Genomic DNA, 23,672 nt, shown 5'->3' on the forward strand with positions numbered 1-23,672 from the left:
AACCCCGTTCGGAGGGAAAGTGCGGACTGTGTTCCTCAGAGCGGGGGGCGGCGGAACGACGCGGGATCTCGGAGCAGGCGCTCGAGCTGGTCGGAAACACTGAGAACCTGGCGGTCGAGCATCTCGATCACTTTCGCCGCCTGATCGGAGCCTGCGGTGAGGTGGCGGAGGATCTCCAGCGTGGTGAGCATGGAGGAGAGGGGATTGCGGATGTCGTGGACCGCCGAGGCAATGATTTCGTTCCATTCGGGGGGGAAAGGCGGGAGTTCGTCGGCTTGGTTCACGAACCGCTGCTTGTGGCGGAGACGAACTTGTAAGCAAGGAAAAGGATAGGCGGGGCCGGGCTTGGGACCGGTTAGAGAGGGTGCATTTTGCTCGTGATGCGTGCAAATCGCATGATTTTGAGGACGAGCTTTGGTTCGGAAGCCTGAAATGTGAGGGAAATGATTTTGGAATGGCGACTGCGAGGGGGATGGATTCCGCACTCCAGCCGGAGCGGAAGGTCCATCGTCATCATTCATCCTCCAGCCCTGCATGAAGAGAGTCCGCTCTTCTCCGCCTTCGGCGGAAAACCATTCCGACCTGTCCCCCGCCACGACCCTCCTCGATGAGGAGATGGTGCTCAAGGAGCTGCTAACCGGACTGCTGGCGTTCAAGCGCGGCGATTTCTCGGCGCGGCTGCCGGAGAATTGGACGGGAGTGGCGGGGAAGGTGGCGGATACCTTCAACGACGTCATCCGGCGCAACCAAGAGCTGTCCGGCGAGCTGGCGCGGATCGGGGCGGTGGTCGGTGTCGAGGGCCGCATCAACCAGCGCGCGGTGCTGGGGGACATGCAGGGTTCGTGGAGCGAGGCGATCGGATCGGTGAACAGCCTGGTGGAGAACCTGGTTCAGCCGACAAGCGAGATGGCGCGCGTGATCGGTGCGGTGGCGAAGGGCGATCTTTCTCAGAGCATCGCGACGGAGATCGACGGCCGGCCGCTGAAGGGAGAGTTCCTGCGCACCGCGCGAACCGTGAATACCATGGTGGAGCAGCTCGGTGGATTCGCTTCGGAAGTGACGCGCGTGGCGCGCGAGGTCGGCACGGAAGGCAAGCTCGGCGGCCAAGCCAAGGTGAAGGGCGTGGCGGGTACATGGAAGGATCTCACGGATAACGTGAACCTGATGGCGGGTAATCTAACCGCTCAGGTGCGGAACATCGCGACCGTGACGACCGCGGTGGCGAACGGCGACCTGACCAAGAAGATCACCGTTGATGTCAAAGGCGAGTTCCTCGAGCTGAAGGACACGGTCAACATCATGGTGGGCCAGCTCCGCTCCTTCGCCTCGGAAGTGACGCGGGTGGCGCGCGAGGTGGGCTCGGAAGGAGCGCTCGGTGGCCAGGCGAAGGTGGAAGGCGTTTCGGGCACGTGGAAGGATCTCACCGATTCGGTGAATTTCATGGCCTCCAACCTGACGACCCAAGTGCGTAACATCGCGGCGGTGACGACGGCGGTGGCGAAGGGCGACCTCTCGAAGAAGATCACGGTGGATGTCAAAGGCGAGATCCTCGAGCTGAAGAACACGATCAACACGATGGTGGACCAGCTCGGATCCTTCGCTTCGGAAGTGACGCGCGTGGCGCGCGAGGTGGGCTCGGAAGGGAAGCTCGGTGGCCAGGCGAACGTGGAAGGGGTGGCAGGCACGTGGAAGGACCTCACCGATTCGGTGAATTCGATGGCGGGCAACCTCACCGCCCAGGTGCGGAACATCGCCGAGGTGACGACGGCGGTGGCGAATGGCGACCTGTCCAAGACCATCACGGTGGATGTGAAGGGCGAAATCCTGGAACTGAAGGCCACGATCAACACGATGGTGGGCCAGCTCCGCTCTTTCGCCTCGGAAGTGACCCGGGTGGCGCGCGAGGTGGGCACGGACGGGAAGCTGGGCGGTCAGGCCGAAGTGGGCGGCGTGGCCGGAACCTGGAAAGACCTCACGGACAACGTGAACATGATGGCGGGCAACCTGACCGACCAGGTGCGCAACATCGCGGACGTCACGACGGCGATCGCCAACGGCGATCTCTCCAAGAAGATCACGGTGGACGTGAAGGGCGAGATCCTCGAGATGAAAAACACCATCAATACGATGGTGGACCAGCTCGGATCCTTCGCCGATCAGGTCACGCGGGTGGCGCGGGAGGTGGGCACTGAAGGGAAGCTCGGCGGTCAGGCCGAAGTGCGTGGCGTGGCGGGCACTTGGAAGGATCTCACCGACTCGGTGAACTCGATGGCCGGTAACCTGACCAACCAGGTGCGAAACATTGCCGAGGTGACGACCGCGGTGGCGAAGGGCGACCTCGGCAAGAAGATCACGGTGGATGTGAAGGGCGAGATCCTCGAACTGAAGAACACGATCAACACGATGGTGGACCAGCTCGGATCCTTCGCTTCGGAAGTGACGCGCGTGGCGCGCGAAGTGGGCACGGAAGGGAAGCTCGGCGGCCAAGCGGACGTGAAGGGCGTGGCCGGTACGTGGAAGGACCTGACGGATTCGGTGAATTCGATGGCCGGTAACCTGACCGACCAGGTGCGCAACATTGCCGACGTGACGACCGCGGTGGCGAATGGCGACTTGTCGAAGAAGGTGACCGTGGCGGTGCGCGGAGAGATTCTCCAGCTCAAGGACACGGTGAACACGATGGTGGACCAGCTTAACTCCTTCGCCTCGGAAGTGACGCGCGTGGCGCGTGAAGTGGGCACGGAAGGGAAGCTGGGCGGCCAGGCGGATGTGAAAGGTGTTGCCGGCACATGGAAGGATCTTACCGACTCGGTGAACTTCATGGCCGGTAACCTGACCAACCAGGTGCGGAACATCGCGGACGTGACGACGGCGGTGGCGCGAGGCGACCTCTCGAAGAAGATCACGGTGGATGTGAAGGGAGAGATCCTCGAGCTGAAGAACACCATCAATACGATGGTGGACCAGCTCGGATCCTTCGCCGCGGAAGTAACCCGTGTGGCGCGCGAGGTGGGTTCCGAAGGGGAACTCGGCGGCCAAGCGGATGTGAAGGGCGTGGCAGGCACGTGGAAGGACCTCACCGACTCGGTGAACTTCATGGCCGGTAACCTGACGAATCAGGTGCGCAACATTGCCGACGTGACAAAGGCGGTCGCAAACGGCGACCTTTCGAAGAAGATCACGGTGGACGTGAAGGGCGAGATCCTCGAGCTGAAAGCCACGATCAATACGATGGTGGATCAGCTCCGATCCTTCGCCTCGGAAGTGACGCGCGTGGCGCGCGAGGTGGGCTCGGAGGGAGCGCTCGGCGGTCAGGCGAAGGTAGAGGGTGTTTCGGGCACGTGGAAGGATCTCACCGATTCGGTAAACTTCATGGCGTCCAACCTCACCACCCAAGTGCGCAACATCGCGGCGGTGACGACCGCGGTGGCAAACGGCGACTTGAGCCGCAAGATCACGGTGGATGTGAAAGGCGAGATCCTGGAGCTGAAGAACACGGTCAACACGATGGTGGACCAGCTCAACTCCTTCGCCTCGGAAGTGACGCGCGTGGCGCGGGAGGTGGGCACGGAAGGCAAGCTGGCCGGTCAGGCCGAAGTGAAGGGGGTCGCAGGAACCTGGAAGGATCTAACGGATTCGGTGAACTCGATGGCGGGTAACTTGACGAACCAGGTGCGCGGCATCGCGAAGGTGGTGACCGCGGTCGCGAAAGGCGACCTGAACCAGAAGCTGATGGTGGAAGCCAAGGGTGAAGTGGCGGAGCTTGCGGACACGATCAACAGCATGACCAACACGCTCGCCACCTTCGCCGACCAGGTGACGGGTGTGGCGCGCGAGGTGGGTGTGGAAGGACAGCTCGGCGGCCAGGCCCACGTGCCCGGTGCCTCGGGAACCTGGCTGGACCTGACCGACAACGTGAACCAGCTCGCGGCGAACCTCACCACACAGCTCCGAGCGATTGCCGACGTGGCGACCGCGGTGACAAAGGGGGACCTGACGCGAAGCATCCAAGTGTCGGCCCGAGGCGAGGTGGCCTTTGTAAAGGACAACATCAACGAGATGATCCGCAACCTGCGCGACACGACCTCGCGCAACGAGGAGCAGGACTGGTTGAAGACGAACCTCGCGAAATTCACCCGCATGCTGCAGGGGCAGAAGGACCTGCTCACGGTGGGCAAGCTGATCCTGTCCGAGCTGGCCCCGGTGGTCTCCGCCCAGACCGGGATCTTCTACATCATGGATTCCGACGTGGCGGAGCCGGAGCTGCGGATGCTGGCCAGCTACGCCTTCACGGAGCGCAAGCACCTGAGCAACCGCTACCGTCTCGGCGAAGGACTGGTCGGCCAATCGGCACTGGAGAAACAGCCGATCCTGCTAACGAACGTTCCGAGCGACTACATCCAGATCAGCTCGGGCTTGGGCGAGGCCGCGCCGATCAACATCATCGTGCTGCCGATTCTCTTCGAAGGACGGGTCAAGGCGGTGATCGAGCTCGCCTCGTTCCAAGGCTTCAACTCGACCCACGAAACCTTCCTGGTCCAGCTCGCCGAATCGATCGGGATCGTGCTCAACACGATCAAGGCGAACACGCTGACGGAGGATCTGCTGAAGCAATCGCAATCGCTCGCGAGCGAGCTCCAGAACCGCCAGGAAGAACTGGAGCAGACCAACAAGGAGCTGCAGGACAAGGCGGCTCAGCTCGCCGAGCAGAACGAGGAGGTGGAGCGCAAGAACAGCGAGGTGGAGCAGGCACGCATGGCGCTGGAAGGCAAGGCCCAGCAGCTCGCCCTCACCTCGAAGTACAAGTCGGAGTTCCTCGCGAACATGTCCCACGAGTTGCGGACGCCACTGAACAGCCTGCTGATCCTCGCCGATCAACTCGGGTCCAATTACGAAGGCAACCTGACGCCGAAGCAGGTCGAATTCGCCCGCACGATCCTCGGTTCGGGTCGCGACCTGCTGCGCCTGATCAACGACATCCTCGACCTTTCAAAGATCGAATCGGGGAACTTCACGGTCTCGGTCAGCGAAGTGGGAATCAAAGATCTGATGTCCAGTGTGGATCGGACCTTCCGTCATGTGGCGCAGGAGAAGGGCATCGACCTGAGCTTCGAGATCGATTCCGATCTGCCGGCGAAGATTCACACGGACGAACAGCGGCTCGACCAAGTGTTAAAGAACCTTGTATCGAACGCGCTGAAGTTCACCGAGCGCGGCTCGGTAGGCATCACGGTCTCAAGGGTGGCAGGCAGTCGCATGCGCGGCCACTCGGTTCTGAGCGGGGTGCCGGAGGTCATTTCCTTCACCGTGACGGATACCGGGATCGGCATTCCCGAGGAGAAGCAGATGGTGATCTTCGAGGCCTTCCAACAGGCGGACGGGAGCACCAGCCGCCGCTACGGTGGCACCGGGTTGGGACTGGCAATCAGCCGGGAACTGGCACGTCTCCTGGGGGGCGAGATCAACGTGCAGAGCGAGGAGGGTAGGGGCAGCTCCTTCACTCTTTTCCTGCCGTTGCGGCCACCTGCGCTCGCAGGCTTGGAGATCGTGGAAGAGATGGAATCCGCGGAGGCTTCCGACTCCAGTGACCCGGGTCCGGTGATCGACGACGACCGCGCGAACATCTCGCCCGACGATCACGTGGCGCTGATCGTGGAAGACAATCTGGATACAGCAAACCTGCTCCTCTCCAGTGCGCGGGCGAAAGGTTTCAAGGGTGTAGTCGCGACACGAGGCTACGCGGCACTTGCGATGGTGCGCGAATACCGCCCGGATGGTATCACGCTGGATGTAAGCTTGCCGGACATCGACGGCTGGAAGGTTCTCAGCCGCTTGAAGACGGACTTGGCGACGCGCCATGTGCCGGTCTTCGTGGTATCGGCGGACGCCGAACCGGAAAACGCGCTCAAGGAGGGCGCGATCCGCTTCCTGAGCAAGCCGCTGGAACCAGCCAGTGTGGACGAGGTCTTCGAGCGGATGAGGCAGATGCGGGACAATCCGACGGGAAGACTGCTGGTCGTGGAGGACGATGAAACCCAGCGGAACAGCTTGAAGGAGCTTCTTTCCGACACGCCCGATCTGGAAACCGTGGCAAGCGCCGAGGATGCCTTGGAGACCTTGGCTGCCGATGGGAGCTATGACTGCGTGGTCGTGGACCTGATGTTGCCCGGGGCTTCCGGCTTCGAACTCATCGAGGAGATCCGCGCGCGGCATCCGCAGCTTCCGGTGATTGTCTATACCGGGAAGAGTTTATCGCAGGAGGAAGAGGAGACTCTCAACCGGCTGGCCCAAACCATTATCGTGAAGGACGTCAGAAGTCCGGAGCGGCTCTACGATCAAGTGGCGCTGTGGCTGCACCGCAAGGTGGCATCGCTGCCGCAGCCGGGGCGCGAGACGATCCAACGGCTGAATGATCCCAATTCACTGCTGGCAGGGAAGAACGTGCTGATCGTGGACGACGACGTGCGTAATATCTTCGCGATGACGAGCCTGCTGGAGCGCCACAACATGGAGGTGTCCTCCGCGGAGCAAGGGGCGGCGGCGCTGTCCCTGCTGCGGGAGGGCCGCGTCTTCGACGTCATCCTCATGGACATCATGATGCCGGAGATGGACGGCTACGAGGTGATGAAGGCGATCCGCGGGATGTATGGCTTCCAGGAGCTGCCGATTATCGCCCTGACTGCGAAAGCGATGAAGGGCGACCGCGAGAAGTGCATCGATGCCGGCGCCTCCGATTACATTTCCAAGCCTGTGGATACCGATCGCCTGCTGGCGATGCTGCGTAACTGGCTGTATCGATGAGTTATCATCCCCGCATGCCGACCGCCGTGGAAGAAGCACCTCTCACCGCCAGCATCCTCCTTGTCGACGACCGGCCGGACAAGCTGCTGGCGCTTGAGTCGATCCTGGACGGGCTGCATCAGAATCTGGTGAAGGTGCGATCCGGGGATGAGGCCTTGCGAAAACTGCTGGCGCGCGACTTCGCGGTGATCCTGCTGGACGTGAACATGCCGGGACTGGACGGCTTTGAAACCGCTGCGCTGATCCGCCAGCGCAAGCGCTCCGAGGCGACCCCGATCATCTTCATCAGCGCGATCAACGATACGGAGACGCATGTGTCCCGGGGGTATTCGCTCGGGGCGGTGGACTACATCCTGACTCCGGTCATTCCGGAGATCCTCAGGGCCAAGGTGGCGGTCTTCGTCGACCTGTTCCTCAAGACGGAGCAGATCAAGCGGCAGGCGGAGGAACACATGCAGCTTCTCCAGGAGCAAGCGGCGCGTGCCCAGGCAGAGAAGGAGGGCGAGCGGATGAGCTTCCTGGCTGAGGCGGGAAATGTTTTGTCGGCATCGCTCGACTATGACCAAACGTTGCGAAATCTGGCCCGCTTGGTGGTGCCGCGACTCGCGGAGTTTTGCCTGATCGACCGCATCGACGAGGAGGGCAACCTGCATCAGGTGGCGGTGGCGCATCGGGATCCGGCCCAAGAGACGGTGCTCCGGCAGATCCGCTATCCGCAGGTGAACGAGCCCGGACACGGAGCCTATAAAGTCTATCAATCAGGAAAGCCCTATGTGAGGAACCGGGTTGACGAAGCGGTGATCGGCGAATTGGTGCCGGAGGAAGATCGTCCTTTGATCCGTCTTCTGGGGCCGACGGCCTTTGCCGCGGTGCCGTTGAGGGCGCGCGGGGAAGTCATCGGATCGATCACGATGGTGCATACGGCCCAAGGGGCGAGCTACCAAGACGACGATCTGTGGCTGGCGGGCGAGCTGGCGCAGAGGGCCGCAATCGCCCTCGACAATGTGGAGCTCTATCAAAGCACGAAACGGGCTCGCGAGGATGCGGAGGCGGCGAATCAAGCCAAGGATCGCTTCCTGGCCATGCTGAGCCATGAACTGAGGACGCCGCTCACCCCGGTGATCACGCACTTGGTCAAGCTATCGGATGACGAAGAGGTGCCGGACTCCCTGAGGCATCCGCTGGAGGTGATCCGCCGCAATGTGGAACTGGAGGCGCGGCTGATCGACGACCTGCTCGATCTGACGCGGGTGGGAAGCGGCAAGATGCATCTGGAAGCGAAAGTGGTGGATGTGCATGAACTCCTCCGCAATGCGATCGAGATCTGCCGTCCGGACCTGGAGGCAAAGGGGCTTCATCTCGACGTGGATCTCGCCGCGAAAGAGCCGCATGTGAAAGCCGACCCGGCGCGTCTTCAGCAGGTCTTCTGGAATGTTATCAAGAACGCGGTGAAGTTCACCGCGAAGGGATCGATCACGGTTACCTCGGCAGGCGGGCCGGATTCGACGATGGTGATTACCGTTCAGGATACGGGAATCGGGATAGGGGAGAAGATCTTGAGCCGTGTCTTCCAGCCTTTCGAACAGGCGGAGCGAGGAACGCAAGGGGGCTTGGGCCTGGGTTTAGCGATCACGAAATCGCTGGTGGAGCTTCATTCCGGCGAGATCAACGTGACGAGCGATGGCGAGGGTCGGGGCGCGACGGTCACCGTCACGCTGCCGGTGGTGGCAGAGAAGCCGAATGCCGCGACTCATGCGCGCCCGGCGAAGAAGCCCGCGGAGGCGGGACTACGCATTCTCTTGCTGGAAGATCACCCGGATACCAATGAGTCGCTCACGCTGCTGCTGGAGTTGCGGGGCTATCGGGTAAGCTCGGCGATGAATGTGACCGCAGCGCTGGAGCTGGCCTCGAACGAGGACTTCGATCTGCTGCTAAGCGATCTGGGTCTGCCGGACGGCAGCCCGGAGCCGGTGATGAAGAAGGTGGCGGCCCGCAATGGAACCGTGGGAGTGGCCTTGAGCGGATTCGGGATGGAGAAGGATATCGAGATGAGCCGGGGATTCGGCTTCTCGCATCACCTGGTAAAGCCGGTGGACGTGGGGCGGCTGATGGAGATCCTGGAACAGTGCGGTGAAGAAGCCAGAGCGGGCTGCCGGTGAGTAGCGCCTCTAACGGCTCGGCTCGCCGCGGCGCAAGTAGGCGCCGCAGGAATCGCGGATGACCAGGCGCGGTGCCAGCGAGAGATGGCATGGCGGCAGGCTAGCATCGGCGAGGCGATCCATCATGGCGCGGAACGCGGTGAGGGCGATATCCCGGCAAGGCTGCTGGATGGTGGTGAGGGGAGGGGAGACCAAGGTGGCGAACTTCACGTCGTCGAAGCCGAGGACGCGCACGTCTTCCGGCACGCGTACCTTGCTGCGGCCGAGCTCGCGCATGAGCATGGCGGCGGTGTGATCATTCGCGCAGATGTAGGCATCCGGCTGGATGGGGCCGGTGAGGCTGCGCACGAACTTGGTGTCCTCGAATTCGCCGACGTGGATCCAGTTCGGGTCGGGCTTCACGTTCCAGCGTGCGAGGGCTTCGCGGACTCCGGCGATGCGGGCATCAACGGTGGGAGCGGACAGCGGCCGCGCGACAAAGTGGATGCGGGTGCAGCCGAGCTTCAGCAGGTGCTCGGCGAGCATGTAGCCACCGGCGACGTTGTTGATGCCGACCAGATCGAAGTCGCTGCGGTTCGGGAAGGGGACGAGATCGCGGTCTAACAGGACGACGGGGATGCCGGCCTCGCGCATCATCACGGCCAGATCGCGGTTGGCGGCTTCCTTCTCCTTCACCAGCTCGTAAGGGGCGAAGAATACCCCGCTGACGCGGCGTTCGATGAACTGCTGGCAGAGCTGCTCGGATTGCTTGAGGGTGAGGTCCGGGTCGTGGCGCGGCTGATCCGAGCCGCCCCAGACAAGCCCGTAGTCATGCAAGCGGGCGAGGCTGGCAATCTCCCCGCAGATCAGTTGGAAGATCTCGGTATTGCCCAAGCCGGGAACGAGCAGTGCTAACAGCTTGCTGGCAGCTCCGCTCTTGGGTCCCTGACGGACGAAGGTACCGGAGCCCGCTCGACGCTCCAAGAGCCCCTCCTCCCCGAGCACCCGGAGGGCCCGTGCGACGGTGGGGCGGGAGACGCCGAAACGCCGCACCAACTGGGCTTCGCTAGGCATGCGTCCGTCGATGCCGTAGCGGCCGGAAAGCAGCTCCTCACGCAATTGACGGGCAATGTCCGCGAAGCGGACCGCTGGGTTCGCAGAGTGATCCATGGATTAGCAAGGGTTTTACAGGCTTGCGATGTTGTAATGTCAAGAAACTGTCAGCTTCGTCAAATCCGATTTCTCCGGGTCGCGGCTCTGCCTAGTTTGGCGGCCACCCATCCGTTCGCCCTGCTGCCTGAGCCGGTCGCCCGTGAACGAAAACCCAAGCAATGAAACCTCTAGTCATCGGTCTCGGTGAAGTCCTGTGGGACGTGCTGCCGTCCGGCCCCCGCATGGGCGGGGCTCCGGCGAATTTTGCCTGCCATGCCCGCGCTCTGGGAGCGGAGGCGGCGGTGATCAGCAGTGTGGGCCGGGACGAGGATGGGGAGCGCCTCTTGGAGTTGCTTGCCGAGCTCGGCTTGTCGACGGAGGGGATCTCGACGGACGTGGAGCGAGCGACGGGGAGTGTGACGGTGGAACTGGGGACGGACGGGCAACCGTGCTATACGATCCGCGAGGGCGTGGCGTGGGACCACATCGTGGCGACCGAAGCGGCGCTAGCTCAGGCAGCGGCCGCGAGCGCGATTTGCTTCGGTTCGCTGGGCCAGCGTTCACTTGTCTCCCAGCAGTCGATCCGCCGCTTGGTGGAGGCCACGCCAGCGTCGGCGTTGCGGATCTTCGACGTGAATCTCCGCCAAGGCTTTTACTCGAGCGAGGTGATCCACGACTCGCTGGTGATGGCGAATGTCCTGAAGTTGAGTGACAGCGAGCTGCCGGTGCTGGCCGAGCTGCTGAATCTCCAAGGCAGCCTGCGCGAGCAGATCGAGACGCTGCGAAGCCACTACGATCTGAAGCTGGTGGTCTACACGCGCGGCGGGAACGGAAGTATCCTGTGGGACGGAGTGACGTGGTGCGAGCACTCCGGGCTGCCCGCGGAGGTGAAGGACACGGTGGGAGCCGGGGATTCATTTACCGCGGCGACGACGATGGGTTTCTTGTTAGGCTGGCCTCTCGGGGCGATCTCCGAGAATGCGAATGCGGTGGCCGCGCATGTGTGCTCATGCGTGGGAGCGATCCCGCCGATACCGGAAGCCCTACGGCAGCGCTTCACCAAGGATGCATTCTCCGGCAAGGCGGTTACGGAACCGGCGATGAGGCTCACCGGCTTGAGCCAGTCCCGGGCCTGAGGCCGGAGGACCCGCTCTCTCACGTGGAGCCGAGAGGGCGGAGGACCTAAGCGTGTCTGTTTTGCTCCACAAACTTCCCATCCGCGAAAAAACCGCTTCGATCTCCGTTTAACCCAGCAACCCATGAACAAGTTATTCTACTGGTCCCTCGTCTCGGCGCTCGCCGGATTCCTATTCGGCTTCGACACGGTGGTAATTTCCGGGGCGGAGCAGACGATCCAGCACCTCTGGGGGCTGAGCGGGATGGAGCACGGCTTCGCGATGGGCTCGGCGCTTTATGGAATGGTGATCGGCTCGCTGATCGGTGGCTGGCCGACGGAAAAATTCGGGCGCAAGCAGACGCTGCTGTGGATCGGTGTGCTGTATTTGATTTCAGCGGTGGGTTCGGCGCTGGCGAATGACGTGTGGGTATTCTCGATCTCGCGCTTCTTGGGCGGCGTGGGTGTGGGCGTTTCGACGGTGGCATCTCCGCTGTTCATTTCGGAGATCGCGCCGCCGGATCGTCGGGGACGCTTGGCAGGGATGTTCCAGTTCAACATCGTGTTCGGCATTGTGATCGCGTTCTTGTCGAATGCGGCCTTCGCGAAGATGGGTGGCGACAATGCCTGGCGCTGGATGCTGGGCGTGATGGCCTTCCCTTCGATCATCTACACGCTACTTTGCTTCAGTCTGCCGGAAAGCCCGCGCTGGCTGATCAGCCGGAAGAATGATCGCCGCGGTGCGGTGGAGGTGCTGAAGCAGATCTCGCCGGAGGCCTCGGAGGCCGAGATCGAGGCGACCGCGAACAGCATCGCGGAGCACTCGGCGCACGGAGTGAAGGCTTCGAGCCCGTTCTGGTCGAAGCGTCTGAGCCTGCCGATCATTCTGGCGTTCCTGATCGCGTTCTTCAACCAGCTCTCGGGGATCAATGCGGTGCTGTATTTCGCGCCGCGGATCTTCGAGATGACGGGCTTGGGCAAGCAGGCGGCGCTGCTGCAATCGATCGGCATCGGAGTGACGAACCTGATCTTCACCTTCGTGGGATTGTGGTTGATCGATCGTTTGGGTCGCCGGACTTTGCTGTATATCGGCTCGTTCGGTTATATCATCTCGCTGGGTCTGGTGGCTTGGGCTTTCCACACGCAGAATTATGCGATCGTGCCGGCATGTATCTTCGCGTTCATCGCGGCGCACGCGGTGGGTCAGGGTGCGGTGATCTGGGTGTTCATCTCGGAGATCTTTCCGAACGAGCATCGGGCGACGGGGCAGGCCTTGGGTAGCTTCACGCACTGGGTATTCGCCGCGCTGCTGACCACCTTCTTCCCGAAGATGGTGGAGGCCTTCGCGCCATCGGCGGTATTCCTGTTCTTCATGGTGATGATGGTGCTGCAGCTCATCTGGGTGAAGATGATGGTGCCGGAGACCAAGGGGGTGCCGCTGGAGGAACTGGAGGCGAAGCTGCTCGGGAAGTCCTGAGACGGTCACGGTAGCGTTCTGCACGATCCGCGATGCACGTTTGCAACGCGGATCGTTTGTTTTGCGGGCGATGGGCTCTGGTATTCGGGAGGGCCGGGGCGGAACGGCGTTTGCTGATATCTCCGTGAAAGGAGACTCAAGCGATGCCACGAGGAGACAAATCCAGCTACACGGACAAGCAGAAGCGCCAGGCCGAGCACATCGAGGAAGGCTATGAGGAGCGCGGTGTGCCGAAGAGGGAGGCGGAGGCACGGGCTTGGGCCACGGTGAACAAGATCTCCGGCGGTGGGAAGAAGTCCGGGTCCGGACGAGGCAAGACGGCCCACACGAAACACGACTAAAGGCTTATGAGTGCAATGTCATCGGGCCAGAGGAGGATCGCGCGGGAAGACTGTGTGGTGGGGGACTGGGTTCCATCCGAGTTCGTCCCGGAGTGGGCGGGCTTGGGCGGAGTGCATCTTTTCACGTCCACGGCGGTGTCGATTTCACCGGAAAGCGGACGCTTGGGAGGGACGCTGGAAGAAGTTTCCCGGAAGGCTTGGCGGTTCGAGCGGCGGGAGGATTGCTGGGTGAGGGTGAGGTAAAGAAATGCCGGCCGCTCCATGTTGAGGGCCGGCATTGCGGTTCGAAGAACTCAGGCTTTCTTCAGTCGCTTGAGGGTTGCGATGTGTTCGGTGAGCACGGGCAGCAGGCGGGTGCGGATCACGGTTTTGATCTCGTCCATGACGTCCGGGTTGCGGAGAGCCTTCTCGTATTCGTCGATGCCGTGGTTCTCGCCGCGTTCGAGGGCTTCCAAAGCAGCGGTCTCACCGAGGATCTTGGCGGTGCCTTCGACGGCTTTGGCGAACTCGCCCCAAGCGCCGGAGTCGGTGGAGGGTTCCGCACTCATTTCGAGGATGTGGTCGCGCAGGCGGGATGCGCTCGCTTCGTGGTCGAAGCGGATGTCTTCGAGAGCGGAGCGGGCGGGATCGTCGACGAACTTGGCGAGGGCTTGGGAGTAGGTTTCGATGGCGGAGAGTTCGCCGCGAAGGAGGCTATTGCAGACGTCGATGCATTCGTGGGTCGCGTTCATATGTCTGTGTTGCGTGATGGCGCCGGGATCGGCGGGAGTTCCATTTAGCAATCGGGGTGCCCCGGGGGATGTTTGGAGCCTCTAGGGGCGGGGGTGGGTGAGGCGTGCAGGCTGCGCCACGATCGCGGCAAACTGCATGGCGGGACAGGGGTAGGACGGGAAATTTCCTGAAATCCGCGGAGGGGTGTGGTAAGTGGTGGGAGTCAGGACCCTCCGACAACAACATCATCATGAAATACGTTCCGCATGTTATCGGTGCCTTGCTCGGGCTGTTCTTTATTTTCTCCGCTTCGGTGGTCCTGTTCGGGAACCCGGAGATGCCGCCGATTCCGGAGGGCACGCCGCCCTTCCATTTCATGGCCGCCTTCGGTCCCACCGGCTACATGAGCTTCGTGAAAGTGTTGGAACTTCTAAGGGGAATCCTCGTGGCGGTGCCGAAGACGCGGAACTTCGGGCTGCTGATCCTGGGACCGATCCTGGTCAATATCCTGGCCTATCATCAGTTCGTGGAGAAGGACCTGTTCTCGAAGACGCCGACCCTCGTCACAATGCTGCTGATGTCGGCGGCCGCCCTTTATCTGTTGTTCGTGGCGCGGCGCAATTTTGCCGCGCTGAAGAACTAGCCCGGGAGGGGTGGCGGGGACTTGGTATCCAATCTGCGAAGAAGGGAGAGGTAGAACCAACCCCATAAAACCATGCTCCATTGGACCCTTGTATTCCTCGTCATTGCACTCGTCGCCGCCGCCTTGGGATTCGGTAGTCTCTCGGGCGCCGCAGCGACCATCGCACAAGTGTTGTTCGTGCTGTTCCTGGTGATCTGGGTCGCAAGCCTCATCATGGGCCGCGGCCGGAGAGTCTAGAGTGGCAACAGAGACACCAATCTCCATTAGGAGAAATAAGGGCGGCGTGCGATCTTGATTGCACACCGTCCTTTGCGTTTCCGCGGGAGGGCGAACTCCATCCGATGAAAAAGACACCCGTCACCCGATTCGAGTTCTTCGGCGGCCCCGAAGACGGGCGGATATTGGATGCGGAGGCCTTGCAACTCCTCGCCGAGATATCCCCCGAGCGAGGGCCGGAGAGAATCTCGATGCTGATCGAACTGGAGCCGGGAGAATCGGAACCGGAACAAGCTTTCTGGGCAGGTTCCTATGTGGCTGGATCGGCGCGGGAAGGGACCTTGGAATACCACTGGGCAGAGCTCGATGCATGAGAGCTAGCGTGGAGTCCGTGCAGGTCGGATCGCTGCCGTGCAAGAGGCATGATCTTTTGAAACAGGTTGCCCGCGGCCCTTTCGGACCGCGGGCGCGATGCGACTTACCTGTCCGTGCAGCGTATCACGGATTACCATGAAATCGGCCTGCCGTAGCCTCCTCAAACTGCGGCATGCCACCAGTTGTCCTGCACCACGGAATAGTATGCCTCTGTTAGGCCGTAGATGCAATACGGAGACAGCTAGGGTTTCTACGGATGGAGATGTGGGAAGGCGGGCCGCGGGCACGGATTGCTCTTGCCAGCGCCCTAGCTGATCCGGTAGCTAGGGAGGTCCATGAGAAGTCCTTTTGCTGCCGTCATCCTGTCTTTGTCCCTATCCGGCCACCTGCTTCAAGCTGCGGAGCCGACGATCGAGATCCGTCTGATCGAGACCCAAGGGGCAGTTCCAAGCGAGGCCACCCTGCGGGCAATCGTGGAGAGCCCGGGGGCACAACTGATGCCCGTCATTCGGAAGGAACTACCTCAGGACGGCGTGGTGAAGGTAAGCGATACCACGCCCTTCCGTTATGCTTCGGAGTATAGCGACAAGGGAGAAGCGACCGGCTTCGAGACCAGGAATCTGGGACCCGAGGGGGAGGTGTCGCTGAAGGGAGTCGACGGGGGCTTGCTGGAGATGGGGTTCAAGCTGGGCAATGCCTGGGCCAAGGCTCCCCAGATTTACGAGGTGGACGGGGTGCAGGTGGTAATGCCGGTTTTTCAATCGGTGAGGACCGAAACAAACCTCACGATCAAGAGAGGGGAGTGGAGTTTCCTTCAGGTCCCCGACGGTGATGCCTCCGTTTGCTTCGCCGTGCGGGTAGTTGGAACGAAGGACTGAGTTTGCAATGGACGGGGCCCCGAATCCCGGACTCGCTGGTGGGGCTCCCAATTGAATGAGGATACTCGTGTTTTTCGCCAGCATGCTCAGTGCGGTGTTCCTGCTGCAGTCCGCTGCGGATGTGGGGCTTTTCGCTTACCTTCGTTGCAACGCAGGCAGTTATCAGAAGAGCAGTCTGGAGGTCGATCACCTGTTCGCGCCACGCAGGCGGACGAGCCACGTGATGGCTCAAGGTACCGTCGACGGCGAACATGTGAAGGTCGTACTGAAGTCCCTTTACTCCCGAACCCACCATCTCACTCCGCGGGAACGGGCAGCTTCCTTGAAGGCTGCCGGACGGTCGGTTCCCATCTACAAACGTAAGGATGGAGGAGGCTCCGAGTCCCTTATCCAGGGTCGCTCCTTGGACTACGTGGAGGCGGACTTTTTCGAGCACGGGAGCCGGAGGTCAGCCATCGTGTTCGGGGTGACCCTGATCCTCACTCCGCTTCTCTTTTTCCTCACCCGGCGACTGCTGCTGTCTTCCAAGACGGACCCGCGGGGCGGAGGCGCTTCGGTGCACTAGGGAAGTGGCACACCCGACTGGATTCGAACCAGTGACCGTCCGCTTAGAAGGCGGATGCTCTATCCAACTGAGCTACGGGTGCTTTGAGTTGCCGGGGAGGGTCTAGCTGCTTCGGAAGAGGAAGTCAAAATGCGATGTACGCGCGGCGCTTCCGGGAATGGGGCAGGTGGGAAGGAGCTGCCGCTTTGGACTGGCCGCTGGCGGGACGCTCTGGTCTTCTGTCACTCATGGATGGAGTGCGGGTCAACGAGGATGCCGAGCATCTGAAGGTGCTTTCGGTGTTCCACTACGTGTGTTCCGGACTTCTGGTGGTAGGCGGCTGCCTCATGGCGGCTTACTTCGCGTTCACGGGCTTCATCGTGACGGAAATGTTCAAGGCGATGCCTCCGACCGCTGGCGCTCCGCCGCCCCCAACCGGGCTGGGATGGATTTTCGGCGGTGTGGGGGCGGTGATCGGCCTCGGTGCCATCGGGATGGCGGTGATGCACTTCTTGTGCGCGCGCTGGCTGGGAGCACGCCGGAATCGGAGCTTCTGTTTCGTAGTCGCCTGCGTCTGCTGCATCTTCTTCCCGATCGGGACGATCCTCGGGATCTTCACGATCCTGGTGCTGAATCGCCCGAGCGTGCAGGCGCTCTTCGATTTCTCGACGCCGGGGGCTTATCTGAACCGGTAGCGGCCCTCCTCGACGGTGACATCCGGGGGCGTCTTATTCCGCTCGAAGTGGTCGTAGCCCTCCTTGATGTCCTGCCAGAAGGAGTACCAGCGGTTCTCTTTCTCCCGCTCCAAGCGCTCCGGGGTCATGCGGAAGGGGAAGACGTGGACGCGGAAATAGGGCTGGCCCTTGCGGAGTGCGGCATCGCAGAGGGTATAGATCTCCTCGATCTTGGCGTCGGTCATGGCGAGGCAGCCGAGGGAGACCTGATTGCCGTGAATCATGATGAAGGTGCCAGTCCTGCCGTGGTGGCGGTCGTAGGCATTCGGATAGCCGATGTTGAAGGCGAGATGGAAGGTGCTGTCCGGCTTCATGCCGGCCGGGGGGACGTGGTAGAAGCCCTCGGGGACTTGCATGTCGCCCTCCGCGAGTTTCGGGCCGAGGGTGCCGGACTGCCGGGCGACCTCCCAAGTGCGGAAGAGCACGAACTTGCCGCTGTCGCGATGGCGGACCCAGAGCTCCAGCTGCTTCTCCTCCTTGAAGGCGCGGAGGAAAACCGGATCACCAAAGTGGAGATCCTTCGCCTTCATGTCGCGCTCGAGGGCCGGGCGCACTCGGGCCGCAGCGGCTGCCGCGCGCTCCGGGCCGGGTAAGGATGAATCGCAGGTCTCAACCACAAAGGGATCCTGCGCCTCATCCGGTTCACCACGGCAAGGTGAAATCGCGAGGGCGAGCAGGATCAGCAGGCGGCGCATGAGACGGAAGCGGGTTTCAACACCGCGGTGAGAACCGTTCGCATGGCTACCGGATCCGGCGAGGACAAAAGGTGGAGCTGGGGATGCTCCGGCAAGCCGCAGGCTTCGGTTGCTACCACCGGGATGCCACTCGCCAAGGCAAGCAGGGCTAGACGGGGTTGGTGCTCGATCCAAGCCGGGAGGACCACCGCGCTGGCGGACGCGAGATCGGCGGGGCTGGCTTGGGAGTGGTCGATGTCGGCGAAGGGATCGGCCGTGCCTTCGTTCGCCCTGCCGAGAATCTTGAGCTGCGCCGGGATGCCGCTGCAGAAGGCGCTGGCGAGTTCGAAAGCGCCCTTGCGACCGAGCTTGGAAGCTGGGAAGAAGACGGTGGGAGTGGTGGCGACTGCCGTCTCCAACGGCTTGGGCATCTCCCAATCGATGAGCCAGGCACGATCACCGAAGTGCTTCGCCATGGCGCGGTGAGGGGTGACGAGACGGGCGGCGGCGGCGAGGGCTTCCTTCTCCGCGCGCAGCAGTTCGGGATCGGCGCGGAAATCGCCGAGGGTGGTGGATTCGGGGTGCGCCTGCTTGGCCAGATCGAGACGCCGCTGGAGTTCCTCCATCGGCCAGCGGTTCACCAGAACATCGAAACTGCGGCCACCGAGGGCACCGAGGCGCCAGAGATGGGGAAGGAGATTCTGCGAGACAATGATATGGCGGCACTGCGGATCGAGCATCGCGGCATATTGGCGCGCGAGTGCGGCTTCGCCTTCCAGCAAGGCACGCTGGCGGGCAGCACCCTGCGCGGGGATGCGGCGCTGGCGGAAGGAGCGGAGCAGGGTGGCGAGGGTTGCGTGGCGGGTGGTCACACCCGGTGGCGGCGACCACTTGTAGTTCGGTTTCTTCCAGCGGCGGCCGTCGAGCGGGGTGATCCAACGGTCACCTTCCCGCGAGTGTCCGCGGCACCAGCGATCAAACTCCGGCCAGACGCCATCTAACAGGAAGGCGGAGTGACCCATGGCTGGAGCATGGTCGGCGGTGGCGGCGGGATGACGGAAGCACTCCAACATGCCGCAGGTGAGGCAATCGCCGGAGGGTGCGGGACGTGGCTTGGCAGGTGCGGGAACTGCGACAGCGATCTTGGCCGCGCCGGTGGAGCGGATGCGGATGACAAGCTCCGAAGCGCTGAGCTCGGCCTCGATGCGCCACGGTGAATCCGACTTGAAGCGGAGATCGACGTAGTTCCAGAAGACGGTGGCATCGAGGTCCTGCTCCGCGGAGGAGCCGGGTATGATGCGGGAGTGGGCATGCCGCTCCACGATCTCCAGCCCTGCTGCGAGCGCGGCTTGGTAGAGCAGGCCGCTGAGCTGGCAGAGGCCGCCACCGATGGCGGGGACCATGCAGCCCTCGCGAAGTTCGCGGCCGTCGGTGAAGCCCTTGCTGCGGGTAGTGCGGCCGAGTTGCCGCCAGAAGCTGAAGACTTGGCCGGCGGGGATCTCGATGCCGTGGAAGGCCCGGACAGCGCGGCGGAGGTTTTCGACCTTGCCGGCGGTGAGCGGAAACTCGGCGGGAGTCATGTCGCGCCAGAGTGGCCCGCGCTTCACGGCAAGGAGGGGAGCATCGACAAGCAAACTGGAGGCACGATGAGCCGGGGGGCGGAAAGACAGCTCGCGCAGCCCGCGGCGGGCTTGCAGCGCGCGGGTCTTGAGATGGAAGACGAGCGCTTGGAGACGGGTGGGAGAGTCCCGGTCAGGAGTGTGGTCCGCGTGCATGGGAGTGCCGGAGGCACTGGTTCATTTAACGGAAAGAAGGGGGGTGAATCTTCAAATCAATCGTGAAAATCGCGTGAATGAGCTTTGCCCTGTCGGCGGATGCCGACGCGGGCCCGCTGTGGAATCTGGATCTCCTAGAGATAGCGTCGCGTCAGGTGCGCGAGGTGGGCTTCCGGGGATGGGTCCTTGCCGGTGGCTTCCTTCACAATCTCCGCCGGGGTCATTACGGCGCCCTTCGAGTGGACATGCTTGCGTAACCACGCGAGTAGAGCGGCGTACTCGCCTTTCGCGACGCCGGCGGCGATGCTCTCGTCCGCGGTGGCGGCGGCGAAGAGCTGGGCGGCGTTGAGATTACCGAGCGTGTAGGTGGGGAAGTAGCCGAGGCCGCCCATCGACCAGTGGATATCCTGTAGGCAACCGCGGGTGTCATCTGGCGGCAGCATGCCGAAGAGATCCTCGAAGCTTTCGTTCCATGCGGAAGGGACATCTTTCACTGCGAGCTCGCCGGAGACGAGCCGGCGCTCGAGACCGAAGCGGAGCAGGATATGAAGGTCATAGGTGGCCTCATCCGCCTCGACGCGGATGTAGGAAAACTCCGCGCGGTGAACGGCGGCGATGAAATCGGCGAGTTCGACCTCCGCGAGTTGCGGGAAGTGCTCCGCCGCGACGGGCAGCCACTTCTCCCAGAAGGCCCAGGAGCGGCCGATGTGATTTTCCCAGAGCCGCGACTGCGATTCGTGGATGCCGAGAGAGGCTGCTTCGCCGGAGGGAAGGCCGAACTCGGGTCCGGGCAGTCCTTGCTCGTAGAGTCCGTGACCAGCCTCGTGCATCACGCCGAAAAGCGAGGAGGTGAAATCATCCTCATCGTAGCGGGTGGTCAGGCGGACATCGCGTGGACCGAGCGTGGTGCAGAAGGGATGGGCGGTGGTATCGATACGACCGGCGTTGAAATCGAAGCCGAGAGCGGCGGCGACCTTCGCATTGAAAGCCTGTTGCGCTTCGATGGGATAAGGGCCCGGGGGCAGCTTGGCATCGCGGGCTGCGGACTTCTCGACCGCCGCGGCGGCGAGGTCGCGCAGGCGCGGGCGCAGGGTATCGAACAGCGTGGCGATGCCGGAGGCCGTGGCGCCGCGTTCGTAGGTATCTAGCAGCGCGTCGTAGGCTTCGACCTCGTAGCCCCAGCGATCCGCCTTCTCATTGGCGATATCCAGCAGGGTCTGGAGGTGGGGGGCAAAGGAAGGAAAGTCCGATTTCTTGCGGGCCTCGGCCCATGCCTGCTTGGCGAGCGAGGATGCCTGGGCTTCGCGGGCGACGAGCTCGCCGGGGAGCTTGGTGGCGCGATCAAAGTCGCGGCGCATGGCGGCGAGCAGGGCGGGGGCGCTGGCGGCGGCCTCGGCCTCGGCGAGGGCATCCCCCCAGGCGGAAGAGGTTCCGAGTTCGTGAGCCTTCTCCGAGAGCCACGCGAGCTGATCGGCGCGCCAGGCGTGCCCGGCATCCGGGAGATAGGTCTCCTGGTCCCAGCCGATCACGGAAGCGGCGCTGGAAACCACGGCGCGTTCGCGGGCCATGGCACGAAGTCGGTCGAGTGCGGTACTCACGGGCTGGACTGTGCCACTCCCCGGGCGACTAGCAACAGGATCGTGAGTCCGGACGGCTGCATTTTGTTTGGCAGCTTTTGGCGGCCGATTTCGCACATGATGTCATGAAAGCACTCCTGCTTCTCTTGATAGCCCTTTCCCCCCTCGGAAAACTGTCGGCGCGCGAGCCCTGGATCACCCTTACCGGTCTGACTGAAGACCAGGTCAACTCGCGCGTCGGCACTTTCTCCAACCGCCAGCTCGGCGTGGTCCCGGAACAAATCAGCGGTTACGTGGAGTCGGGCAATGTCCGCTTCGCCGCGCTGTGGGGCCCGCGTCCCGATTCCTTCTCTCGCCGGGTTCTACTCGGCATGACGGAAGCTCAACTTATCTCCAACAACAACCAGCTCCAGCAGCTCGGCTGGCGGATGTATTGGATCAATGGCTACGACAACGGTGGCACGCCCCACTTCAATGCGATCTACCGGTTGAGCAACGGTGCGGCGCAAGTGCTGCGGCTGGGTGACTCTCTCAGCCAGCACCAGAGTGCCGACTCCGCGATGGACGATACCCACTACCTCGAGAACCTCTGTGTGTATCGGGAGGGGAACCTGGTGAAATACGCCGCGGTGTGGAACCAAAGCGCGTTCCAACCCCAGATCTCCGTGTCCTACGGGCTGACGGGCGAGGAGCTGAGCACCAACGTGGCCAACCGGCAGTCCGAATGGAGATTGCACAATCTGTGCGGTTACTCCTTGCCCTTGGTTCCCATCGGGGAAAGCCGGCTGCGCTACACGGTGGTGTGGAAGAAGCCGGCACGAAGCACGATCTTCGGGGTGATCGCGGCGATGACGAAGGACAACTTCTTCGCGACGGATTCGAACCAAACCGGGGTGGGCTGGCGGACCGCCTTCCTTCAAGCCTGGAACAACGGGGACGAGGTGGTGGTGAACGCGCAGTGGGTGCCGAACGGGGGCCTGAAGCAGTCCTACATCAACCGGATCGACACGCTGGTGCGCGATGCGATGGAGGATGGCGAGATCCCGGCGGTCTCGCTGGCGGTGGCACGGCAGGGGCGGATCGTCTTCAAGCGTGCCTACGGGCTGGCCGACACGGCCACGAACGAATGGGCGGGCACGGACCATCGCTTCCGAGTCGCCAGCGTGTCGAAGGCGATCACCGGAGTTTCCGTGGTGCATGCCTTGGCGGGTCAGACGACATGGAACCTCAACAGCCGGGTCTTCGGCAGCGGCAATCTCTTCGGCACCGATTACGGCACGGCTCCGTACAGTACGAATGAGAGCAACATCACCGTGCGGAACCTGCTGCACCATACGGCAGGCTGGTCCGATGATGGTTTGCTCTGGTATCACGACGAGCCTGCGTGGGGTTCGCAGCACAAGCCCTTCATCGATTGGCAGCTCCAGAACCGCATCGTGGCGAACACGCCGGGAACGGTCGGGCGCTACTCGAACCTCGGCTTCACGATCGCCGCCCGGGTGGTGGAGAAGATCAGTGGAGACAGCTACGAGACCTATACCCGGAACGAGATCTTCGACCCCTGCGGCATTTCCCCGATCCTCGGACCCCTAGTGGGCGAGCGCACCAAGGCGCAGAAGAAACTCATGGAGGTCTCCTACTATCCGACCACGTCCCAGACCTTCGATCCCTATCTGATCGATCCGCGCCGGATGGATGGCAGCACCGCTTGGATCGCACGGCCCGCGGATCTCCTGCTGATGGCCCGGAGGGTGGATGGGGATACCCGCTTCCAAGACATTCTGAGTGCGGATCGCGTGACGGCGCTGCATACGCGCGGCTCTCCTAACAGTTCCAGCGGATACGGTTGGGAGACCCACGGTCTGGGCTGGTATACCGACAACTATGCCGATCCCGATTACTGGGGTCACAACGGGAGCATGGCGGGCACGCGGGCGGAGCTGATCTCGAGGCCGCGGGCGACCTCCTACTCGTGGGTGGCCAATGCCCGTGCGGGTGTCTCGAACAGCGCGCTGGACACGATCTTCAACGACATTACCGCGAACAGCGACTGGCCGGATATCGATCTCTCGGGCACTTACCATCCGGCTTACAATGCCTGGGCTGCCGATCACTTCACGGGAGTCGAGCGGAACGACGGACTGGAGATGGTGCTGTGGGGACCGGATGCGGACCCCGATGACGATCGTCTGCCGAATGCCGCGGAGTACTTTCTGGGGCTGGACCCGCGGGTGGGGAACCGCTCTCCCTTCAGCACGACGGTGGTAGGGAGTAACCTGCGGATCCGCTGGCAGAAGAAGAACGGCATCGCCGGAGCGACCATGGACCTGCAATCGTCCACCGGCCTCAATGTTTGGTCCGGCTTCAACCAACCCGAGATCGTGGACCGCACGGACCTGCTCTCGCAGGTAGGTTATACCGTACAAGAGGTGCTCATTCCGATGAACCTTCCGAAGCGTTTTGCACGATTCAACTTCGAGATCCGCTGAATGCCATGCCGGGCTTGATGGTCCGGATTCCTT

At 62.6% G+C, this 23,672-nt stretch carries 17 protein-coding genes, 1 tRNA gene and 1 pseudogene; 12 read left to right on the forward strand and 7 right to left on the reverse strand.

From position 1 onward, the window contains the following. Positions 1-35 precede the first annotated feature (35 nt). A complete protein-coding gene (locus OJ996_RS01580; RefSeq protein WP_264510469.1) occupies positions 36-284 on the reverse strand; it encodes a histidine kinase dimerization/phospho-acceptor domain-containing protein in 249 nt (82 codons plus the stop codon). Between the two features lie 250 nt (positions 285-534). Between OJ996_RS01580 and OJ996_RS01585 the strand changes: the two genes are divergently transcribed. Together OJ996_RS01585 and OJ996_RS01590 are read left to right on the forward strand one after the other, a co-directional pair. Further along, positions 535-6,801 (forward strand): HAMP domain-containing protein, encoded by a 6,267-nt coding sequence (locus tag OJ996_RS01585; protein WP_264510471.1) that lies wholly within the window; start codon positions 535-537, stop codon positions 6,799-6,801. Then, on the forward strand, positions 6,798-8,960 hold the full coding sequence (locus OJ996_RS01590) for a response regulator (RefSeq protein ID WP_264510473.1): 2,163 nt from the start codon (positions 6,798-6,800) through the stop codon (positions 8,958-8,960). Before OJ996_RS01585 ends, OJ996_RS01590 begins: the two co-directional genes overlap by 4 nt. 9 nt (positions 8,961-8,969) lie before the next feature. On the opposite strand, the gene OJ996_RS01595 is transcribed toward OJ996_RS01590, so the two are convergent. Beyond that, entirely contained in the window at positions 8,970-10,109 is a 1,140-nt protein-coding gene (locus OJ996_RS01595) for a GntR family transcriptional regulator (RefSeq protein WP_264510475.1), read from the reverse strand. 161 nt (positions 10,110-10,270) lie between these two features. Between OJ996_RS01595 and OJ996_RS01600 the strand changes: the two genes are divergently transcribed. From OJ996_RS01600 to OJ996_RS01610, 3 genes and pseudogenes are all read left to right on the forward strand, one after another. Then, entirely contained in the window at positions 10,271-11,227 is a 957-nt protein-coding gene (locus OJ996_RS01600) for a PfkB family carbohydrate kinase (RefSeq protein WP_264510477.1), read from the forward strand. 123 nt (positions 11,228-11,350) lie between these two features. Beyond that, positions 11,351-12,682, forward strand: a complete 1,332-nt coding sequence (locus tag OJ996_RS01605; protein WP_264510479.1) for a sugar porter family MFS transporter — start codon at positions 11,351-11,353, stop codon at positions 12,680-12,682. Positions 12,683-12,825: 143 nt separating this feature from the next. Beyond that, a pseudogene (locus tag OJ996_RS01610) lies at positions 12,826-12,999 on the forward strand (plasmid stabilization protein); the annotation flags it as partial. A gap of 317 nt (positions 13,000-13,316) precedes the next feature. Here the strand turns inward: OJ996_RS01610 and OJ996_RS01615 are convergent. After that, positions 13,317-13,754: a DUF2383 domain-containing protein gene (locus OJ996_RS01615; protein WP_264510483.1), complete on the reverse strand. Its 438-nt coding sequence runs from the start codon at positions 13,752-13,754 to the stop codon at positions 13,317-13,319. Between the two features lie 230 nt (positions 13,755-13,984). On the opposite strand from OJ996_RS01615, the gene OJ996_RS01620 reads away from it, so the two are divergent. The 5 genes from OJ996_RS01620 to OJ996_RS01640 all read left to right on the forward strand — a co-directional run bounded on the left by OJ996_RS01620 (position 13,985) and on the right by OJ996_RS01640 (position 16,411). Beyond that, positions 13,985-14,377, forward strand: coding sequence for a hypothetical protein (locus tag OJ996_RS01620; RefSeq protein ID WP_264510485.1), 393 nt, complete (start codon positions 13,985-13,987; stop codon positions 14,375-14,377). 72 nt (positions 14,378-14,449) lie between these two features. Continuing rightward, the gene (locus tag OJ996_RS01625) at positions 14,450-14,614 is read left to right on the forward strand and encodes a DUF1328 domain-containing protein (RefSeq protein ID WP_264510487.1); all 165 of its coding nucleotides are present in this window, start codon (positions 14,450-14,452) and stop codon (positions 14,612-14,614) included. A gap of 104 nt (positions 14,615-14,718) precedes the next feature. Further along, complete coding sequence (locus tag OJ996_RS01630; RefSeq protein ID WP_264510489.1) at positions 14,719-14,967, forward strand: hypothetical protein; 249 nt, start codon at positions 14,719-14,721, stop codon at positions 14,965-14,967. Positions 14,968-15,303: 336 nt separating this feature from the next. Continuing rightward, a complete protein-coding gene (locus OJ996_RS01635; protein ID WP_264510491.1) occupies positions 15,304-15,846 on the forward strand; it encodes a hypothetical protein in 543 nt (180 codons plus the stop codon). Positions 15,847-15,913: 67 nt separating this feature from the next. Further along, on the forward strand, positions 15,914-16,411 hold the full coding sequence (locus OJ996_RS01640) for a hypothetical protein (RefSeq protein WP_264510494.1): 498 nt from the start codon (positions 15,914-15,916) through the stop codon (positions 16,409-16,411). 5 nt (positions 16,412-16,416) lie between these two features. Here OJ996_RS01640 and OJ996_RS01645 read toward each other — a convergent pair. Further along, positions 16,417-16,493 (reverse strand) — tRNA-Arg (locus tag OJ996_RS01645). Positions 16,494-16,638: 145 nt separating this feature from the next. Between OJ996_RS01645 and OJ996_RS01650 the strand changes: the two genes are divergently transcribed. Further along, on the forward strand, positions 16,639-17,085 hold the full coding sequence (locus OJ996_RS01650; protein WP_264510497.1) for a hypothetical protein: 447 nt from the start codon (positions 16,639-16,641) through the stop codon (positions 17,083-17,085). Here the strand turns inward: OJ996_RS01650 and OJ996_RS01655 are convergent. The 3 genes from OJ996_RS01655 to OJ996_RS01665 form a co-directional block, all read right to left on the reverse strand. After that, the gene (locus OJ996_RS01655) at positions 17,070-17,819 is read right to left on the reverse strand and encodes a L,D-transpeptidase family protein (RefSeq protein ID WP_264510499.1); all 750 of its coding nucleotides are present in this window, start codon (positions 17,817-17,819) and stop codon (positions 17,070-17,072) included. The two genes, OJ996_RS01650 and OJ996_RS01655, sit on opposite strands and share 16 nt — an antisense overlap. Then, positions 17,804-19,573 carry a VanW family protein gene (locus tag OJ996_RS01660; RefSeq protein ID WP_264510501.1) on the reverse strand — a complete coding sequence of 590 codons (1,770 nt, stop codon included), beginning with the start codon at positions 19,571-19,573 and terminating at the stop codon, positions 17,804-17,806. The genes OJ996_RS01655 and OJ996_RS01660 overlap by 16 nt, the downstream gene beginning before the upstream one ends. A 134-nt stretch (positions 19,574-19,707) precedes the next feature. Next, positions 19,708-21,141: a carboxypeptidase M32 gene (locus tag OJ996_RS01665; RefSeq protein WP_264510503.1), complete on the reverse strand. Its 1,434-nt coding sequence runs from the start codon at positions 21,139-21,141 to the stop codon at positions 19,708-19,710. 134 nt (positions 21,142-21,275) lie between these two features. Here OJ996_RS01665 and OJ996_RS01670 point away from each other — a divergent pair, with 134 nt between their 5' ends. After that, entirely contained in the window at positions 21,276-23,639 is a 2,364-nt protein-coding gene (locus OJ996_RS01670) for a serine hydrolase (protein ID WP_264510505.1), read from the forward strand. The last annotated feature ends 33 nt before the right edge of the window (positions 23,640-23,672 follow it).

Origin of the sequence: Luteolibacter rhizosphaerae (assembly GCF_025950095.1) — a bacterium.
GTDB classification, from domain to species: domain Bacteria; phylum Verrucomicrobiota; class Verrucomicrobiia; order Verrucomicrobiales; family Akkermansiaceae; genus Haloferula; species Haloferula rhizosphaerae.

Excerpts from the sequence above, each read along its gene's own strand:
- OJ996_RS01600 (WP_264510477.1), top strand. The coding sequence starts at position 10,271 with ATGAAACCTCTAGTCATCGGTCTCGGTGAAGTCCTGTGGGACGTGCTG.
- OJ996_RS01660 (WP_264510501.1), bottom strand. The coding sequence starts at position 19,573 with ATGCACGCGGACCACACTCCTGACCGGGACTCTCCCACCCGTCTCCAA.
- OJ996_RS01585 (WP_264510471.1), top strand. The coding sequence starts at position 535 with ATGAAGAGAGTCCGCTCTTCTCCGCCTTCGGCGGAAAACCATTCCGAC.
- OJ996_RS01605 (WP_264510479.1), top strand. The coding sequence starts at position 11,351 with ATGAACAAGTTATTCTACTGGTCCCTCGTCTCGGCGCTCGCCGGATTC.
- OJ996_RS01620 (WP_264510485.1), top strand. The coding sequence starts at position 13,985 with ATGAAATACGTTCCGCATGTTATCGGTGCCTTGCTCGGGCTGTTCTTT.
- OJ996_RS01590 (WP_264510473.1), top strand. The coding sequence starts at position 6,798 with ATGAGTTATCATCCCCGCATGCCGACCGCCGTGGAAGAAGCACCTCTC.
- OJ996_RS01595 (WP_264510475.1), bottom strand. The coding sequence starts at position 10,109 with ATGGATCACTCTGCGAACCCAGCGGTCCGCTTCGCGGACATTGCCCGT.
- OJ996_RS01670 (WP_264510505.1), top strand. The coding sequence starts at position 21,276 with ATGAAAGCACTCCTGCTTCTCTTGATAGCCCTTTCCCCCCTCGGAAAA.
- OJ996_RS01625 (WP_264510487.1), top strand. The coding sequence starts at position 14,450 with ATGCTCCATTGGACCCTTGTATTCCTCGTCATTGCACTCGTCGCCGCC.
- OJ996_RS01655 (WP_264510499.1), bottom strand. The coding sequence starts at position 17,819 with ATGCGCCGCCTGCTGATCCTGCTCGCCCTCGCGATTTCACCTTGCCGT.
- OJ996_RS01615 (WP_264510483.1), bottom strand. The coding sequence starts at position 13,754 with ATGAACGCGACCCACGAATGCATCGACGTCTGCAATAGCCTCCTTCGC.
- OJ996_RS01635 (WP_264510491.1), top strand. The coding sequence starts at position 15,304 with ATGAGAAGTCCTTTTGCTGCCGTCATCCTGTCTTTGTCCCTATCCGGC.
- OJ996_RS01630 (WP_264510489.1), top strand. The coding sequence starts at position 14,719 with ATGAAAAAGACACCCGTCACCCGATTCGAGTTCTTCGGCGGCCCCGAA.
- OJ996_RS01665 (WP_264510503.1), bottom strand. The coding sequence starts at position 21,141 with ATGGCCCGCGAACGCGCCGTGGTTTCCAGCGCCGCTTCCGTGATCGGC.
- OJ996_RS01650 (WP_264510497.1), top strand. The coding sequence starts at position 16,639 with ATGGATGGAGTGCGGGTCAACGAGGATGCCGAGCATCTGAAGGTGCTT.